We start from the raw sequence: 17,143 nt of genomic DNA, 5'->3' as shown, positions 1-17,143 counted from the left end.
CGATATTTTTTTACTTTTTAAAATAATCCCAAAACTGACCGCACTTTTTCTTTTATTTATCTTAATGTTAAGGTCAGAAAATGGGGAGTTGATATGAGCAAAGCGATGGAATTTATGCTATGTTAAATATCATTTTTATTGTTTTAATGGGTGGCTTTAATTTTATGGAAAAAATCATTATTGATGAAAATCAGTTTTTTAGAACGATTTCTCGTATTTCGCATGAAATAATTGAAAAACATCATACGTTAGATAATTTGGTCATTGTCGGTATTAAACGACGGGGCGCGGAAATTGCGGCGTTAATTAAACATAAAATTAAAGAATTAACGCAAGTTGAACTTCCTTCTTTTGATTTGGATATCACCTTTTATCGCGATGATCTTGAGCCGACCCAAGAAGAACAGGTGCCGATTTATAGTGGTGCGTCTGATTTTATTAACATCCAACATAAAGAAGTGATTTTAGTGGACGATGTGCTGTTTACCGGTCGCACGATTCGTGCTGCGTTGGATGCGTTAGTGGATTTCGGACGTGCAGCAAAAGTGGAATTGGTGATTTTTGTGGATAGAGGGCATCGTGAATTACCGATCCGTGCCGATTATGTAGGGAAAAACGTACCAACCAGTCGTAGTGAAAATATTCAGGTGCGCACCATGAAGTTTGACCAATGTTACGAAGTGGCGTTATTAACGAAATAAATTTGTGAACCTTTATTAAAATTGATAATCTAACCAACAATTTCAACCCTATAACGGAATATTAACGAAGATGAATTTGAAGTCTGTTTTGTTTGTCGCACTTGGTTTTTTGGCATTTATTGCAAATGCGCAAGCTGAGGAAAAAGTGGTTGCGACAGTAAACGGCGTTCCTGTGTTGGAAAGCCAAGTAAAAAGTGCTTTAACGAAGAAAAGTAATCGCCAAGCGGCTTTAGATAAAGTGATTGACGATATTTTGGTTGCGCAGGCAGTAAAAGAATCCGGTGTCTCCGTTAATAATGCGCAAGTGGATCAAATTATTGAAGGCATCGCAGCGCAAAACGGTTTAACTTTCGGTCAGTTGCTTGATGCTCTTGATTATCAAGGCATTAGTTATGCGGCATATCGTCAACAAATTGCACAACAACTGATGATGTCGGAAGTACGTAATCGCGCAATTAGCCAAAGTGTTGACGTCTCTCGTGAACAGGTTGAAGCATTAGCAAAAAAAATGTTGGCGGAGGCTAAGGCAAAAGGTAACGTGGCGAAACTGACGGATACCCAATACGAAGTGCGTCATATTTTGTTAAAACTCAATCCGTTATTAAACGATGCACAGGCCAAAGCACAGCTTGAACAAATCCGTGCGGATATTCTTGCCGGCAAAACAACGTTTGCCGATGCTGCATTAAAATATTCGAAAGATTATTTATCCGGTGCTAACGGCGGTAGCTTAGGCTATGCTTTTCCTGAAATGTACGTGGGTCCGTTTAATAAAGCGGTACGTACAACAAAACAAGGCGTGATTAGTGCGCCGTTTAAAACTGAATTTGGGTGGCATATTTTGGAAGTGACCAATACCCGTCAGGCTGACCGCACAGAAGATGCTTATCGTCAAAAAGCCTACGAGCAAATCGTCAATCAGCAATTGCAAGATTCGGCACGTGACTGGGTACAAGCATTGCGTAAACGAGCCAACATTAAATACATAAATTAACGGAAATCCCGACCCAATGGTCGGGATTTTGCTTTATAATACACCGCACTTTTCGTTATTTTTATAAGATCTTATTCAATGAATTCAAAAAAGCATTTAGGCCATACGGCGCGTAAACGGTTCGGGCAAAATTTCTTGCACGATAACAATGTGATTCAAAATATCGTGGCAGCGATCTATCCGCAAGCCAATCAATTTTTAGTGGAAATCGGACCTGGCTTGGGGGCACTGACAGAACCTGTTGCGGAGCAGGTGGAGCATTTGACTGTATTAGAGCTTGACCGTGATTTGGCAGAACGCTTACGTCATCACCCGTTTTTACATCAAAAACTCAATGTCATCGAAACCGATGCCATGCAGTTTGATTTTTCCTCCCTTTATGAACAAGAGCATTTGGCAGAGAAAGGGCAAAAATTGCGCGTCTTTGGTAACTTGCCGTATAACATTTCTACGCCGTTAATGTTCCATTTGTTTAAATATCATCACATTATTCAAGACATGCATTTCATGTTGCAAAAAGAAGTGGTGAAACGCCTATGTGCTTCCCCAAACAGCAAGGCTTACGGAAGATTGACTATCATGGCGCAATATTTCTGCCAAGTGATGCCGGTGTTGGAAGTGCCACCGAGTGCCTTCAAGCCTGCGCCGAAAGTCGATTCTGCGGTAGTTCGTTTAATCCCGCATACCACATTGCCGCATCCGGTGAAAGATTTATATTGGCTTAATCGCGTTTGTTCGCAAGCATTTAATCAACGCCGCAAAACCTTGCGTAATGCCTTGTCCGGCTTATTTTTACCGGAAAATCTGACCGCACTTAATATCGATTTAAATGCACGTGCAGAAAATCTCAGCATTGCTGATTATGCCCGTTTAGCGAACTGGTTGGCGGATAACCCACCGGCAGAGGTGAGCAAAGAGGATGTGGTGGATTCGGAAGACTAAAAAGAGCGGTCAAAAATGGCGACATATTTAGTGGGCGACCTACAAGGTTGTTATGACGAATTGCAGATGTTATTGGATCGAGTGAAATTCGACCCAACACAAGATACACTTTATTTAACCGGTGATTTGGTGGCACGGGGCGATAAATCGCTGGAATGTCTGCATTTCGTTAAATCCTTGGGAACTGCCGCTTACACCGTCTTAGGTAATCATGATTTACATTTAATTTCCACCGCACTTGGCATTAAAAAAATCAAACCTCGTGATCGTGTTGCACCGATTTTTGCCGCGCCGGATTTTTTTGAATTAATTCACTGGCTGCGCCAACAACCTTTGTTGATTCACCACGAACAGTTGAATTTCGTCATGACGCACGCCGGTATTTCGCCCGATTGGAATTTGGCAACCGCCAAAGCCTGCGCCAATGAAGTGGAAAATGTGCTGCGCTATGGTGATTATCGCTATCTCATTGAAAATATGTATTCGGAACAGCCTGATCGTTGGTCGCCAAATTTAAAAGGACTGGATCGTCTGCGTTACATTATTAATGCTTTTACTCGCATGCGTTTTTGCTATCGGGATCATCGTCTCGATTTTGCGTGTAAACAGCCCATCAAGGATGCACCGAAGAACCTTGCACCCTGGTTTGCTTTAGACAATCCGCTGTATCAAACCGAAAATATTGTTTTTGGTCATTGGGCGAGCTTAGTGGATGAAATCACGCCACCGAATATTTATGCCCTCGATACCGGTTGCGTTTGGAACAATCGTCTCACTCTGTTGCGCTGGGAAGATAAGCGCTATTTCACCCAAAGTGCGGTCAAAAATTACAGTGATTTTTAGGAAGAATCATGAATTTCATTAATGCCGATGCGTGCGATCTCTTCAACATTCCCTTCTTTCAATTCGCCCAAATGAAGAAATTTTGTCCGCAGGACATTCCTCGTATTAAGGCGGATTACAAGGCCCATTGGGATCGGTGGAAAGCCACCATTTTGCAGGTGGCTGCCGAACTCGGTACGCCCTTTGCCAAGCCGCATATTGAAAGTTGGACGAACGGTTGGCAAGTACGAGGCCATTTCTTTGCCTATTTTAAATATGAATATAACCTCAATTCCGCCGCGATTTTGTCGGTGTTGCTGAATCGTCGTCGTTTATCGGTGAGTTTAGATTGGCATTGTTATCGCGCTGATCGCTCACAAATTAACGTGCAGCAATATAATCAATGGCTCGAACATGTTGATTTTGCTCGCTTTGCCGAATTCGATATTTGGCGTGGTGATGAAAGCGAATACGATGATTTCCGTAAAGTCAGCCAGTTGAGCCCAAAAGACTTAACTTTGCGTTCTGAGGCGGATTTTTGGTGCATTGGGCGAAATGTAGAAAAAGCGGAATTGGATAAATTAGATGTGACGCAATTTATTGTGGAAAGCATTCGTGATTTATTGCCATTATATGAGGCTTGCCACCAAGTTAAGCCGTAAAAAATATCCGAAATTCCCACCGCACTTCCTGTTATTTTTCCCCATTTTACGCTATTCTATGGCGTATTTTCTAAGTTAAAACCCGCTAAAGTGCGGTCTATTTTTAAGGTGATTTTTTATGCAAGAACAATATCGTCCTGATTTGCTTGAGCCGGAAGTGCAAAAATTCTGGCAGGACAATAAAACTTTCAAAGCGGTACAAGATAACAACAAAGAAAAATATTACTGCCTTTCCATGTTGCCGTATCCATCCGGTCGTTTGCACATGGGACATGTGCGTAATTACACTATCGGCGATGTGGTCTCCCGCTATCAACGTATGATTGGCAAAAACGTGTTGCAGCCTATGGGGTGGGATGCGTTTGGTTTGCCGGCGGAAGGTGCTGCGGTAAAAAATAATACTGCCCCGGCAAAATGGACTTACGAAAATATTGAATACATGAAAAACCAGTTACAATTGTTGGGCTTCAGTTATGACTGGGATCGCGAAGTGACCACTTGCCGTCCAGAATATTACAAATGGGAGCAATGGTTCTTTACCGAGTTATACAAAAAAGGCTTGGTGTATAAGAAAACCTCTACGGTGAACTGGTGCCCGAACGATAAAACCGTCTTGGCAAACGAGCAGGTGCATGAAGGTTGTTGCTGGCGCTGCGATACGCCGGTGGAACAAAAAGAAATTCCGCAATGGTTTATTAAAATTACCGACTATGCCGAGCAATTATTGAACTGCTTGGATGACTTGCCACAATGGCCGGATCAAGTCAAAACCATGCAACGTAACTGGATTGGTCGTTCTGAAGGCGTGGAAATCACCTTTGATATTAAAGATACCAACGAAAAATTAGTCGTTTATACCACCCGTCCGGACACGTTCTACGGCGTGAGTTATGTGGCGGTAGCGGCAGCTCATCCATTGGCGACACTTGCGGCGCAAAATAATCCTGAATTAGCAGAGTTTATTCAAGAAGCGAAAAACACTAAAGTTGCGGAAGCGGACATTGCCACCATGGAGAAAAAAGGTATGGCTACCGGTTTGTATGCAGTGCATCCGTTAACCGGTGAACAAGTGCCTGTGTGGGTGGCGAACTTTGTATTAATGCACTACGGTACTGGCGCGGTGATGGCTGTACCGGCGCACGATCAGCGAGACTATGAATTCGCACAAAAATACGGTTTGGCGGTGAAACAAGTGATCGAACCGATGAACGGTGAAGAAATTGATTTAACTAAACAAGCCTTTACCGAACACGGCAAACTGATTCATTCCGCTGAGTTTAATGGCTTGCCATTTGATGCGGCATTTAATGGCATCGCCGACAAATTAGAAAAATTAGGCGTGGGCAAACGCCAAGTGAATTACCGTTTACGCGACTGGGGCGTCTCCCGTCAACGTTATTGGGGCGCGCCGATTCCAATGTTAACCTTGGAAAACGGTGATGTAGTGCCGGTGCCAATGGAAGATTTACCCATCATTCTGCCGGAAGATGTAGTGATGAACGGTGTGAACAGCCCGATTAAAGCGGATCCTGAATGGGCGAAAACGACCTATCAAGGCAAACCCGCATTAAAAGAAACGGATACCTTCGATACTTTCATGGAATCTTCTTGGTACTACGCCCGCTATACTTGCCCGCAATATCAACAAGGCATGTTAAACAGTGAAGAAGCGAACTACTGGTTGCCGGTGGATCAATATATCGGCGGTATTGAGCATGCGACTATGCATTTATTGTATTTCCGTTTCTTCCATAAATTATTGCGTGATGCTGGCTTGGTGAGCAGTGATGAACCGGCAAATAAATTACTGTGCCAAGGCATGGTGTTAGCGGATGCGTTCTATTACACCAGCCCAACTAACGAACGTATTTGGGTTTCACCAACCAAAGTGACTTTAGAGCGTGACGACAAAGGTCGTATCGTGAAAGCGGTGGATGATGAAGGCCATGAGTTGGTACACGCCGGTATGACGAAAATGTCGAAATCCAAAAACAACGGTATTGACCCACAAGAAATGGTGGAAAAATACGGCGCGGATACCGTGCGCTTGTTCATGATGTTTGCCTCGCCTGCAGAAATGACCTTGGAATGGCAAGAATCCGGTGTGGAAGGCGCGAAACGTTTCTTAGCGCGTGTATGGAATTTGGTGTTTGAATACAGCAAACATCCGACAAAAGCAGCCGTTAATCCGACCGCACTTTCTAGCGCTCAAAAAGCCTTACGTCGTGATGTCCACAAAACCATTGCGAAAGTAAGCGATGACATTGGTCGTCGTCAAACGTTCAATACAGCGATTGCGGCAATCATGGAATTAATGAATAAACTCACCCGCGCGCCGTTGGATGATGAGCAAGACCGTGCAGTGATGGCAGAAGCTTTGAGCGCTGTCGTGCGTATGCTTTATCCAATTACACCGCACATTTGTTTCCGTTTATGGCAAGAACTGGGCAATCAAGACATTATCGACTTTGCTCCTTGGGTGGAAGCGGATCCTGATGCGATGATTGAAGATGAAAAATTGATTGTTATTCAAGTGAACGGAAAAGTGCGTGGTAAAGTCACTGTGGCTGCGGATGCAGACGAAGAAAGTGTGAAAGCGATCGCCTTTGCCGATGAAAACGTCAAACGCTTTACCGACGGAACGCAAATCGTTAAGGTGATTTATGTTGCCGGCAAGTTGCTTAATGTTGTGGTGAAACCGCAGTAATCTAATCAAAAACGTGACCGCACTTGAAGCAAAGTGCGGTCGATTTTTAAGGTGATTTTTATGTTTAAACAGCTCAAATCCTTACTGCTTACCGCCAGTGTTTTGGCTTTATCCGCTTGCGGATTTCATTTCCAAAACGGTGAATTGATTCCGCAAGAATTGCAAACCTTACACTTGGAAAGTAGCGATCCTTATAGTGATATGGCGGTGTCGATGCGTCGTCAATTACAGTTGAATAACGTTAATTTGGTGGAAGCTAAGGCGGGTGTGCCGGTTTTACGTTTGAATAAGACAACGACATCTGAGCATGTGGTTTCTATTTTTAAGCAAGGTCGTGAAGCAGAAAAACTCTTAGTTTTAGATGTGGAAGCTAGTGTGAAATTGCCAAATAAAGAGGCTTTCTCAATTTCGACTAAAGTGAATCGTACGTTCTTTGATTATTCTCGAGCAGCCTTGGCGAAATCTTCGGAAAAAGAGGTGATTTGGCAAGACATGCGTGAGCAAGCGGCTCGTCAGTTAATGAATAAAATGGTTGCCTTGCAACATCAAATCCAACCGAAATAATGAACCGTTTATTTCCTGAGCAACTTATCCCTTCGTTAGAGCGCAAATTAGCTGCGCTCTATTTTTTAGTGGGGGAAGATCCGTTATTAATTGAAGAAAGCCTGGATGCTATTCAACAAGCGGCAATGAAAGCGCTATTTGATGAAAAAATCCAGTTGGAAATTAATGCCTCCACCGATTGGAATGACTTGTTCGAGCAGGTGCAATCTATGGGCTTATTTTTCAATAAGCAGATTATCGTATTAGATTTACCTGAAAATTTGACCGCACTTTTACAAAACAAACTATCAGAGTTTATCTCTTTACTGACGCCTGATGTGTTGCCGGTGTTTCGTTTTGCTAAGTTGACCAAAACTATGGAAAAACAAGCATGGTTCGTAGCGGCTAACCAATATGAACCGCAAGCTATCGTCATTAATTGCCAAACACCAAATGCGGAACAACTGCCTCGCTGGGTGGTTAATCGGGCAAAATCGTTGGGGTTAAGTATTGAGCAGGAAGCGGTACAGTTGCTTTGTTATAGTTATGAAAATAATCTCTTAGCACTCAAACAAACGCTGCAATTACTGGATTTATTGTATCCTGATCATAAATTGACGTTTGCTCGTGTTAATAGCGTGGTGGAGCAGTCCTCGGTATTTACGCCGTTTCAATGGGTGGATGCCATGCTGGCAGGGAAAGCAAGTCGCGCTTGCCGGATTTTAAATGGTTTAAAAGAGGAAGATGTTCAGCCGATTGTTTTATTACGCACGTTGCAGCGGGATTTAATGACATTATTGGAACTTAGCAAAACTGGGCAACGGCCATCGCTTGATTCGTTATTACCTACTTCTCAGCTGCGTGAACACTTTGATCGTTTAAAAGTATGGCAGAACCGCCGGGCGTTGTTTACGCAAGCCGTCCAACGTTTAACTTACCGTAAACTTTATCTTTTCTGTCAACAGCTTGCGGAAGTTGAGCGTAGCGCAAAACAAGAATTTAATGATGATATTTGGCAGCAACTGGAAGTGTTGTCCATTGAGTTTTGTGCTACCTCATAATGCCTAATGGTTATTATTGTTTCTCTTTTATCGCTAAAATTCGTATAATAGGCTGTCGCCTGACTTGAGGCGATATTTTCAAACCATTATGGAGAAAAAAATGAAAAAACTATTAGTTGCAGTATTATTATCCGGTTTTGCAATGTCCGCATCTGCTGGCTTATCTAAAAGCTGCGAAGCATATTTTGCTGAAATCGATTCTTTTGTGAGTGCAGCACCTGCAGCACAACAAGCGATGTTGAAACAACAATATGACGCAAGCAAACAACAATTATCTGCTTTGCCAGAAGCTGCACAAGAGCAAGCTTGCTCCCAAGCAACTGAACAATTAAAACAAGTTAAAGCGGCAATGGGCAAATAATCCAGCTTTTTGTTTTTTTCAAAGACCCGACATATGTTGGGTCTTTTTTATGGGTGAGAGTTAAGATTCGGCTAATAAACGTTGAATGAGTTTGGCATTTGCCGGAGGGAATTGGCCGGCATCCAGTTCGTTTTGTGCCAACCAGAAACCTTCTTGTCCCTCACGCCCAAAAGGCTCGCCAACCCATTCTTCTACCAGATAAAAAAAGAAAGAAATTACTTTGGTTGGGTATTCAAATTCAAAACGCTCAAACAGCTGTGCATTGAGTACCACAATACCGATTTCTTCTTCTAGTTCCCGTTTTAATGCCTGTTCCGGTGTTTCCCCTTTATCAACTTTACCGCCAGGAAACTCTAGGGACTGAGCAAAGTCTTGTCCTTCTAAGCGTTGGGTTAAATAAATTTGACCGAATTCGTTTCGAATAATCCCAGCTGCAACCTGTACAAGCGGCTTCCTCATTTTTTTATCCTTCACTGAATATTCATGAAAAAAGTGCGGTTAAAAATTTAATTGTTTTTCTAACCGCACTTTTATTTATTTCCAATTAATGTCTGGCACGACTGCCGTGGCAATGTTTGTATTTTTTACCGGAACCACATGGACAAGGTTCATTACGCCCGATTTTATGGTGTTCTTCTACCGCATTTTGAGCGCCTTGTTCATCCTGTGATTCTTCATTGTGATACTGCATTGCTGCCGCCTCACGTTGCGCCAATTCTTGACGTAAACGTTCTGCTTCTTCCATTTCCTCTTGTGTGCGAACTTGAACGCGACTTAAGGTGGTGACCACGCTTAATTTCAAGGCATCCAACATTTCGGTAAACATTTGGAAAGACTCTTTTTTGTACTCTTGTTTCGGATCTTTTTGTGCATAACCTCGTAAATGAATACCACGGCGTAGGTGATCCATCGCAGATAAATGTTCTTTCCAAAGTTCATCTAGGGTTTGCAACATTACGCCTTTTTCAAAATTGCGCATGGTTTGTGCACCGGCCAATTCTTCTTTGCGTTTATATTCATCAGTAGCCGCTTGAATAATACGCTCACGCAAGGTTTCTTCATGCAGATGATTGTCTTCATCCAGCCATTTGGTGATAGGTAAATCCAGCGCGAAATCTTGTTTTAAACGTTGTTCCAATGCCGGCACATCCCATTGTTCTTCAAGTGATTGTGGCGGAATGTATTGATCGATAACGCTGTTGAATACGTCCTGACGAATCACATCGATGGTTTCAGAAATATCGTCATTTTCTAACAATTCATTGCGTTGTTCATAAATCGCATGGCGTTGGTCATTTGCCACATCATCAAATTCAAGTAAGTTTTTACGCCCATCGAAGTTGTGTGCTTCCACTTTAGCTTGTGCGGAGGCAATGACTTTTGCCAACAGCTTGGATTCCATGGCCTCGCCAGGTTGGCTGAAGGCTTTGCGCATCATGTTAAGTTTGCCTTCATTGAGGTAAATACGCATTAACGCATCGTCCAAGGATAAATAGAAACGGGAAGAACCCGGGTCCCCTTGACGACCGGAACGACCGCGCAACTGGTTGTCGATGCGACGGGATTCGTGGCGTTCAGTACCGATAATGTGTAGGCCACCGGCTTGTTTTACAATGTTATGGCGTTCTTGCCATGCGGCTTTGATTGCCTCAATTTGTTCCGGCGTTGGATTTTCTAGTTTATCCACTTCCGCTTTCCAGTTACCTCCCAACACGATATCGGTACCACGACCCGCCATGTTGGTGGCGATAGTGACGGCTCCCGGATACCCTGCATTAGCGACGATTTCCGCTTCTTGTGCGTGGAACTTGGCGTTCAACACATTATGTTTAATGCCAGCTTTATTCAACGCATTAGAGAGTAATTCGGATTTTTCAATAGAGATTGTTCCCACTAACACCGGTTGGTTACGGGCCACACAATCTTTGATGTCCTCAATAATGGCGTTGAATTTGTATTCTTCTGTTTCAAACATCACATCAGTGCGATCGTCACGGATCATCGGACGATTGGTCGGAATGACCACGGTTTCTAAGCCATAAATTTTTTGGAATTCAAAGGCTTCCGTATCCGCCGTACCGGTCATTCCCGCTAATTTCTCGTATAAACGGAAGTAGTTTTGGTAAGTGATAGAGGCGACAGTTTGGTTTTCGCTTTGAATGCGAACCCCTTCTTTGGCTTCGATGGCTTGGTGTAAGCCGTCCGACCAACGACGACCTGCCATCGTACGACCGGTGTGTTCATCTACGATAACAATCTCGCCATCTTTTACAATGTAATCCACATCACGTTCAAATAAGGTATGAGCGCGCAATGCCGCCATCACATGGTGTAACAAAGAAATTTTAGACGGTGAATAAAGGGATTCGGTGTCTTTCATGAACCCATGTTCAATTAACCATTGTTCGCATTTTTCTTGCCCACGTTCGGTCAAATAAGCTTGTTTGGTTTTTAAATCCAACGTGTAATCGCCGGTACCTTGATATTCTTCGGTATCTTCCTTGTCTTGTTTAATTAAGACAGGAATCAACTTGTCGATAGCAATATACAGTTCGGAGCTGTCTTCTGCCTGACCGGAAATGATTAACGGCGTACGCGCTTCGTCAATTAAGATGGAGTCCACCTCATCCACTAAAGCATAGTAGAGATCTTTTTGAAAACGCTCTTGTGGGGCGTGTGCCAAGTTGTCACGCAAATAGTCAAAGCCTAGCTCACTGTTGGTGGCATAAGTAATGTCCGCTGCGTATGCTGCGCGTTTTTCTTCCGGTGACATGCCCGGCACGTTTACGCCGACAGTCAGGCCTAAAAATTCGAATAATGGACGGTTGGTTTCCGCATCTCGGCGGGCAAGATAGTCATTCACGGTAACCACATGCACGGCTTTGCCCGGTAACGCGTTCAAATAGCATGGCAACGTCGCGGTTAAGGTTTTCCCTTCACCGGTACGCATTTCCGCGATACAGCGGCTGTTAAGCACCATACCGCCGATAAGTTGCACGTCGAAATGACGCATGCCAAGCACACGTTTACTGGCTTCACGCACGGTCGCGAATGCTTCCGGCATTAAACTTTCCAAGGTTGCGCCTTGTGCTAAACGGTCACGGAATTCCGCTGTTTTGGCTTTGAGTTGTTCATCGCTTAGCGCTTCGTATTCCGGTTCAAGTTTATTAATTTTAACGACGATTTTATTGAGGCGACGTAAAACACGATCATTACGGCTGCCAAAAATTTTAGTTGCAATAGTTCTAAGCATAATTCTTTCTTTTTTAAAAACAGATAAATGAAATCGTTTAATGACATTAAACGACGGAATAAATAAGACAATCGAGGTTAAATGAATACCGGCCCTGCACGAATTGGTGCATGAGGAATAAACGGTGAACGCGAAAAGTGCGGTTCGTTTTGGGAGAGAATTTCAACTGCCGGTAAGGCATGTTGCGGTTGAAATTGTTGCTGGCGGGTTTGTTGTAATAAAGACACCGCTGTTAAAATTTGAGGCGCATTTTGCTGTTGCGTATTTTGATAGTTTTCATTACCAACAGCGGCGGGATAATTCAGTTCCTGCGTAGCGGGCAAAACAAAAATCGCCAGCATGCCGAGGAGCAGTCGCGACCAAAAATTGTGTTTGCTTTTGTTGGAAATAATCATAAGGATTTCACTATCAAAAAATTGTCGGTATTGTAGCGGAATTTCGCTACAATGTCATAAATATTAGGGCGGAGAAGCGGAAAACAAGGCAATGCGTTATCAAAAACCGATCAATATTCACACCTTATTGCAAGATTCGCCATTGGCGAAAATGATGCAAAAAGGCGTTCGACTGAATGAACTAAATCAGCAAATGAAAGCGTTCTTTCCCGTGGAATTTGCCGGGTTGTATCGTATTGCCAATATTGAACAACAGAGTTTGCGTATTGAGGTGGCCAATGCCATGGTTCGCCAAAGTTTTTTGTTTCGCCAACAGGCATTATTGGGCGTTATTCAGCAGCATTTGCCGGAAATTACCGAGTTAATTTTTTACATTAACCCAGAATTTCTTCCTGAGTCATAAAAGTGCGGTGTCTTTTTCAGGCGTTTTTACGGAGATGAGATGAAAATAGGGAAGTTAGCCAAAGCGGTTGGTTGTAGTGTGGATGCCATTCGATTTTATGAACAAAAAGGCATCATGCCACGCCCGTTGCGTTCTGCGGGTGGTTTCCGTTTATACACGGACGAACATGTGCAGCGCTTGTCATTTATTTGTTACTGCCGTTCTTTGGACATGTCCCTGGAAGAAATCAAATTGCTCTTGAGTTTGGGCACTGCATCGGAACAACAAAAAACAGAAATTAATCAATTACTCGATCGACATATTCAAGACATCGCTAAGCATATTCACCGATTACAGCATTTACGCATGAATTTGTTGCAATTAAAACAGCAATGTGGCGAGTCGGAACAGCAGAATTTACTGCAGATCTTACAGCGTAGCCATGCGAAGTTCAGACCGATAAAATAATTTGAAACGCCATAAAAAAGCACCGCACTTTTTCACTAAGTGCGGTGCTTTTTTTATTTGTTTTTTAGCCGATAACTTGCGGTAGGAGGCCTGCTTGAATTAGGAATGGGATGACAATAATTAAAATTCCAATAAGCAAAGCAACGACCAACGTGATGTTTCCACCGGCAACACGATAAGGTAAATTTTTATAGTGTTTTCTTGTGCGCCATGCTAATCCGATAGGTAAAATGAGACAGTAGAAAGCACACAATAAACCGGCATAACCTAGAGCTGCCAAGAACCCATTTGGATAGAACAGGGCGAACAGCAACGGCGGAATAAAGGTGGTGATGGTTAAGCTGATTCTGTTTGCCGGCATTTTGGCACGTTTGAATAAATCGTTGAGTCCTTCAAATAAACCTAATGCCACGCCCAAGAAAGAGGTGATTAAGGCAAGAGAGTAAAAGACGCTTAATACATTACTCAAACTGCCGGTAAGGGCTTTAGTGGCGTTGATTAAGCCGGTGAGCGTTGGGTTGTCTTTTAACACGGCAACAAATTCACGTTGGCTTAAAATGCCGTGAGTCGCGAGCTGCCATAATAAGTAGGCAACTAATGGAATGGATGTGCCGATAATAATGGCGTTTTTAAAACGTTTTACATCGCCATCTAAGTAGCTATTGATGCTGCCCATGACCACGTGGAAACCGAAAGAGGTAAAGAAAATCGGGGCGGCGGATAAAATCAATGCATAATCCAATGGTTTTTCCATGAGGTTTTCAAGGCTGATGCGTGGCAACATCATGGCTAATACAAGAATGAAGATGATGATTTTACCGGAAAAGAGTAAACGGGTAATGCCATCAACGCCGCTAGTACCAATAACCACGAAGGCACCAAGAAGCACAGTGAAAGCAAGAATCGAGATTTTTAGCGTGTTGTCATTTGAACCGAATAAATCTGCCGGTAACACGTTAGCTAATAATGAACCACCGCCGGTCATATAGGCAGCCGATAAGGCGTAAAGGAGAACAAACAAAGAGACCGTAGAAATGACGCGCCCTGGCATGCCGAAGTATTTTTCTGCTAAGGTGGCGACACCGTCATCTTTACGTTGTGCGGTTTGATACACTTCTACAAACAACAATCCGCTGTAAGCGAGAAGTAACCAAAGCCCGAACAACAAGGCGGCAGTAAAGCCGAAGCCAATGCCGGCAGAGGTTAATGGCATGGCTAACATGCCGGCGCCAATAGAGGTTCCTGCGATAATTAAGGCACTGCCTAAGGTTTTATTTTTTAACAACATAAAAAATCCTAAAAAGTAAACGAGTAGGTAACATAAAATAACCCTATACGACCTATAAATAAATAGCTTTTATGCAAAGTGCGGTCAGATTTTGGGGGATTTTTGCCAAAATTATAAATTTCGGTCATCAACGCCGATATGAAGGTAGTTTCCTTGTATATCACATAAGCTGCGAAATCCTACGTTGATAATTTGATAACCTTGTTGTGCCGGTGTTGTATATTGAAAATTTTCGTGGTGATGGCCGTGATAAATTTGTGTGACGCCCATTTTTTCAGCCAGTTGATTGATGATGGCAAAACCTGATGGATGCGGTTTTGGTGCTTCATGACAAATCAATATGTCGGCTTGTTGTTGCTCTAACACTTCAATATCTGAAGGGAAAATCGAGGTGCGGTGACGTAACGGCACACCGCCGCGCCAGATTTTTTCTTGTGGACAATATTGGCAATAATGAATTGGGTCAAAGAAAAGCGGTTTGTTTGGTGGCATCCAGATTTGCCCACGAAACACGCCGCCAAGTCCTGCGATGCGTTTCCCTTGAATTTCTTGTACCCGACCATGTAGGCTGCGCGTATGCCATTCTGTTCCCCAAAGGGATTCAAAGGCAGCAACGGTTTTACTGTCATGGTTGCCGTGAATAAACCAAAGATCCGCATATTGCGCCAGTTTCTCCAACGGTTCCGGGGTGGTGAGTTGTAAATCGCCAAGAATGACCAATGCCACATCCTTATGTTCTTTGATGAACGGATAAAGGTGGTCAAAACTGCCATGGGGATCGCCTGCAAATAAAATCATAGTCTCTCTAATTTAAAAAATGGAATGCCCATGCTCGCTATTGAGTTCAGGGAGTTCTTCTTCGTTAAGTATCTTTTCAACGATGGCTTTCACTTGATTGTAACGGTCTAAATAACTCGGTGATTCAATTTCAATGTAAGGCACTTTGTATTTATCTAACAATTTTTTGAGTAAATGTTGAAAACGTTGTCGTTGTTTTTGGCTGCCTAAACTGCGTAAACCATCGTCCACCCATTGGGTATTATTGTTAAGTAAAATAGTCACGTCAAAAGGGTATTCTTTAATCATGGAATCCAAAAATGGATGCGCTTTACCTTCATACTGAATACAAAATGCCTGTGTTGTAATAAAGTCTGTATCAATAATCGCCACTTTATGCGCATGACGCACAGCATAGTCAATGTAGCGTTGATGCCCTAAGGCCATTTGTGGATAGTCGGAATATTGCATCGCTTGTTCGTCACCGCCCAGTTGTTCAAAGACGAATTCGCGACCATATTCCCACGCAGACGTGGTGTTAAATACGGTGGCCAGTTTGCTCACCAATACGCTTTTCCCGCTGCTTTCGCCGCCCAAAATTGCAATGGTTTTAGAGAAGAATGGGCGTACTTCTTTCGGAATGAATTTCCAATAATGGAAGGGTTTATTACGAATTTTTGTAGCGGAAATATTAAAGAATTCTCGTTGAGGATCCACTAAAGAAACCTCGAGGTTTAAATACTTTTCATAAGGTGCTTTGTCTTGAATTTCACTACTGAATACAACACTCGGTTCAAATCCTTTCTCTTTAAATAAGTCTTTGACGCGTTCAGCCCAAGCCGGCCAACCATTTGGATAGCTTGGTAAACCGTCTTCAATTAAATGATGAATGAAAATCTGGTTCTTTTGATACTTAAAAATTTGTTGCATCCAACGCAAGCGATCTTGCACTGTTGGCATACGTTTCATTTTGCTGTCGTAAAAGAGTTTCAAATCGCGTTCGGTGTCGCTACACACAATCACATGTACTTCATCAACTTTACTGAACGCTTCATAAATCATATTAATATGACCAGTATGCACGGGATAAAACTTACCGAAAATAACACCGACTTTTTTATGATTCGGCTCGGTAATTTGTAGTGCACGATGAATCGCACTAAGCTTGTGTGCGCTTGGGTTTTTAATTTTTCCGCTCACTAACTGATTGAAATAAGCGCGGGTGATATTGGCGCGTTGGCAAATATCATTGACCTTGAGGTTCAGTTGTTTACGTTTTTCTTGTAAATAATAAAAAGCGGACATACTCATCTCCTTATGAAAGAAAGCATGGGCAAAAGTGCGGTCGAGAGTTATCGTGTTTTTACGCAAGTAGTTTAATGATGAAGATGCGTTAATACAGGAATATGTTGTATAACATGCACTATTTTTGAGGAATCTAGCATAGATGCCTCAATTTGGTGAATGATTTGCGCTATTGTATGCAAATCAGCTCTAAATAAAAACATTTTTTCTTCATTTGCTTTGCGCTATACTGTGCCCGCATTCTCAGGGCAGGGCGAAATTCCCTACCGGTGGTAAATATGTTTAGACATAAAGCCCACGAGCGTTTGCCTTTATAGGCAAAGTCAGCAGATTTGGTGTAATTCCAAAGCCGACAGTTAAAGTCTGGATGAAAGAGAATTTTAGTGACTTAATTTATTAGGTCGCTCTTGTTGTTATATGCAATTTGTATTGGCAGCACTCCCTCATCAGCCCTGGTTCTGGTATCTCAAGTTTTAACGAAG

The 17,143-nt window shown here is 42.8% G+C and carries 17 protein-coding genes and 1 riboswitch; of the genes, 11 read left to right on the top strand and 6 right to left on the bottom strand.

Annotated elements, in window-relative coordinates; genetic code table 11:
* Positions 1–164 precede the first annotated feature (164 nt).
* The 9 genes from pyrR (at position 165) to DQN58_RS01295 (ending at position 8,793) form a co-directional block, all read left to right on the top strand.
* The gene (pyrR, locus tag DQN58_RS01335) at positions 165–701 is read left to right on the top strand and encodes a bifunctional pyr operon transcriptional regulator/uracil phosphoribosyltransferase PyrR (protein WP_032998206.1); all 537 of its coding nucleotides are present in this window, start codon (positions 165–167) and stop codon (positions 699–701) included.
* A 70-nt stretch (positions 702–771) separates the two neighbouring features.
* On the top strand, positions 772–1,695 hold the full coding sequence (locus DQN58_RS01330) for a peptidylprolyl isomerase (RefSeq protein WP_006719548.1): 924 nt from the start codon (positions 772–774) through the stop codon (positions 1,693–1,695).
* A gap of 78 nt (positions 1,696–1,773) precedes the next feature.
* Positions 1,774–2,637 (top strand): 16S rRNA (adenine(1518)-N(6)/adenine(1519)-N(6))-dimethyltransferase RsmA, encoded by an 864-nt coding sequence (rsmA, locus tag DQN58_RS01325; protein ID WP_006719545.1) that lies wholly within the window; start codon positions 1,774–1,776, stop codon positions 2,635–2,637.
* Positions 2,638–2,652: 15 nt separating this feature from the next.
* Positions 2,653–3,480, top strand: coding sequence for a bis(5'-nucleosyl)-tetraphosphatase (symmetrical) ApaH (apaH, locus tag DQN58_RS01320; RefSeq protein ID WP_006719542.1), 828 nt, complete (start codon positions 2,653–2,655; stop codon positions 3,478–3,480).
* 8 nt (positions 3,481–3,488) lie between these two features.
* Complete coding sequence (locus DQN58_RS01315; RefSeq protein ID WP_006719541.1) at positions 3,489–4,121, top strand: glucose-6-phosphate 1-dehydrogenase family protein; 633 nt, start codon at positions 3,489–3,491, stop codon at positions 4,119–4,121.
* A 118-nt stretch (positions 4,122–4,239) separates the two neighbouring features.
* Positions 4,240–6,828, top strand: a complete 2,589-nt coding sequence (gene leuS / locus DQN58_RS01310; protein WP_006719540.1) for a leucine--tRNA ligase — start codon at positions 4,240–4,242, stop codon at positions 6,826–6,828.
* Positions 6,829–6,888: 60 nt separating this feature from the next.
* Positions 6,889–7,392 carry an LPS-assembly lipoprotein LptE gene (locus DQN58_RS01305; RefSeq protein WP_006719539.1) on the top strand — a complete coding sequence of 168 codons (504 nt, stop codon included), beginning with the start codon at positions 6,889–6,891 and terminating at the stop codon, positions 7,390–7,392.
* On the top strand, positions 7,392–8,432 hold the full coding sequence (holA, locus tag DQN58_RS01300; RefSeq protein WP_006719538.1) for a DNA polymerase III subunit delta: 1,041 nt from the start codon (positions 7,392–7,394) through the stop codon (positions 8,430–8,432). Before DQN58_RS01305 ends, holA begins: the two co-directional genes overlap by 1 nt.
* A 100-nt stretch (positions 8,433–8,532) precedes the next feature.
* The gene (locus DQN58_RS01295; protein WP_032998009.1) at positions 8,533–8,793 is read left to right on the top strand and encodes a DUF5339 domain-containing protein; all 261 of its coding nucleotides are present in this window, start codon (positions 8,533–8,535) and stop codon (positions 8,791–8,793) included.
* Positions 8,794–8,853: 60 nt separating this feature from the next.
* On the opposite strand, the gene mutT is transcribed toward DQN58_RS01295, so the two are convergent.
* From mutT to secM, 3 genes are all read right to left on the bottom strand, one after another.
* Positions 8,854–9,252, bottom strand: coding sequence for an 8-oxo-dGTP diphosphatase MutT (gene mutT, locus DQN58_RS01290; protein ID WP_032998008.1), 399 nt, complete (start codon positions 9,250–9,252; stop codon positions 8,854–8,856).
* A gap of 85 nt (positions 9,253–9,337) precedes the next feature.
* Positions 9,338–12,046: a preprotein translocase subunit SecA gene (gene secA / locus DQN58_RS01285; protein WP_006719535.1), complete on the bottom strand. Its 2,709-nt coding sequence runs from the start codon at positions 12,044–12,046 to the stop codon at positions 9,338–9,340.
* A gap of 77 nt (positions 12,047–12,123) precedes the next feature.
* Entirely contained in the window at positions 12,124–12,441 is a 318-nt protein-coding gene (gene secM / locus DQN58_RS01280) for a secA translation cis-regulator SecM (RefSeq protein WP_006719534.1), read from the bottom strand.
* Between the two features lie 91 nt (positions 12,442–12,532).
* Between secM and DQN58_RS01275 the strand changes: the two genes are divergently transcribed.
* Together DQN58_RS01275 and DQN58_RS01270 are read left to right on the top strand one after the other, a co-directional pair.
* Entirely contained in the window at positions 12,533–12,844 is a 312-nt protein-coding gene (locus DQN58_RS01275; RefSeq protein ID WP_006719533.1) for a DciA family protein, read from the top strand.
* Between the two features lie 39 nt (positions 12,845–12,883).
* Positions 12,884–13,291, top strand: a complete 408-nt coding sequence (locus DQN58_RS01270) for a MerR family transcriptional regulator (RefSeq protein ID WP_006719532.1) — start codon at positions 12,884–12,886, stop codon at positions 13,289–13,291.
* Between the two features lie 64 nt (positions 13,292–13,355).
* Here DQN58_RS01270 and DQN58_RS01265 read toward each other — a convergent pair whose 3' ends face one another.
* The 3 genes from DQN58_RS01265 to nadR form a co-directional block, all read right to left on the bottom strand.
* Positions 13,356–14,579 carry an aromatic amino acid transporter gene (locus DQN58_RS01265; RefSeq protein WP_006719531.1) on the bottom strand — a complete coding sequence of 408 codons (1,224 nt, stop codon included), beginning with the start codon at positions 14,577–14,579 and terminating at the stop codon, positions 13,356–13,358.
* Between the two features lie 111 nt (positions 14,580–14,690).
* Positions 14,691–15,377, bottom strand: coding sequence for a metallophosphoesterase family protein (locus DQN58_RS01260; protein ID WP_006719527.1), 687 nt, complete (start codon positions 15,375–15,377; stop codon positions 14,691–14,693).
* Between the two features lie 12 nt (positions 15,378–15,389).
* A complete protein-coding gene (gene nadR, locus DQN58_RS01255) occupies positions 15,390–16,661 on the bottom strand; it encodes a multifunctional transcriptional regulator/nicotinamide-nucleotide adenylyltransferase/ribosylnicotinamide kinase NadR (protein ID WP_006719525.1) in 1,272 nt (423 codons plus the stop codon).
* A 235-nt stretch (positions 16,662–16,896) separates the two neighbouring features.
* Positions 16,897–17,044: riboswitch (FMN riboswitch) on the top strand.
* Positions 17,045–17,143 lie beyond the last annotated feature (99 nt).

Origin of the sequence: Aggregatibacter segnis ATCC 33393 (genome assembly GCF_900476035.1) — a bacterium.
Classification (GTDB): Bacteria; Pseudomonadota; Gammaproteobacteria; order Enterobacterales; family Pasteurellaceae; genus Aggregatibacter; species Aggregatibacter segnis.
This window is presented reverse-complemented; position numbering and strand designations above follow the sequence as displayed.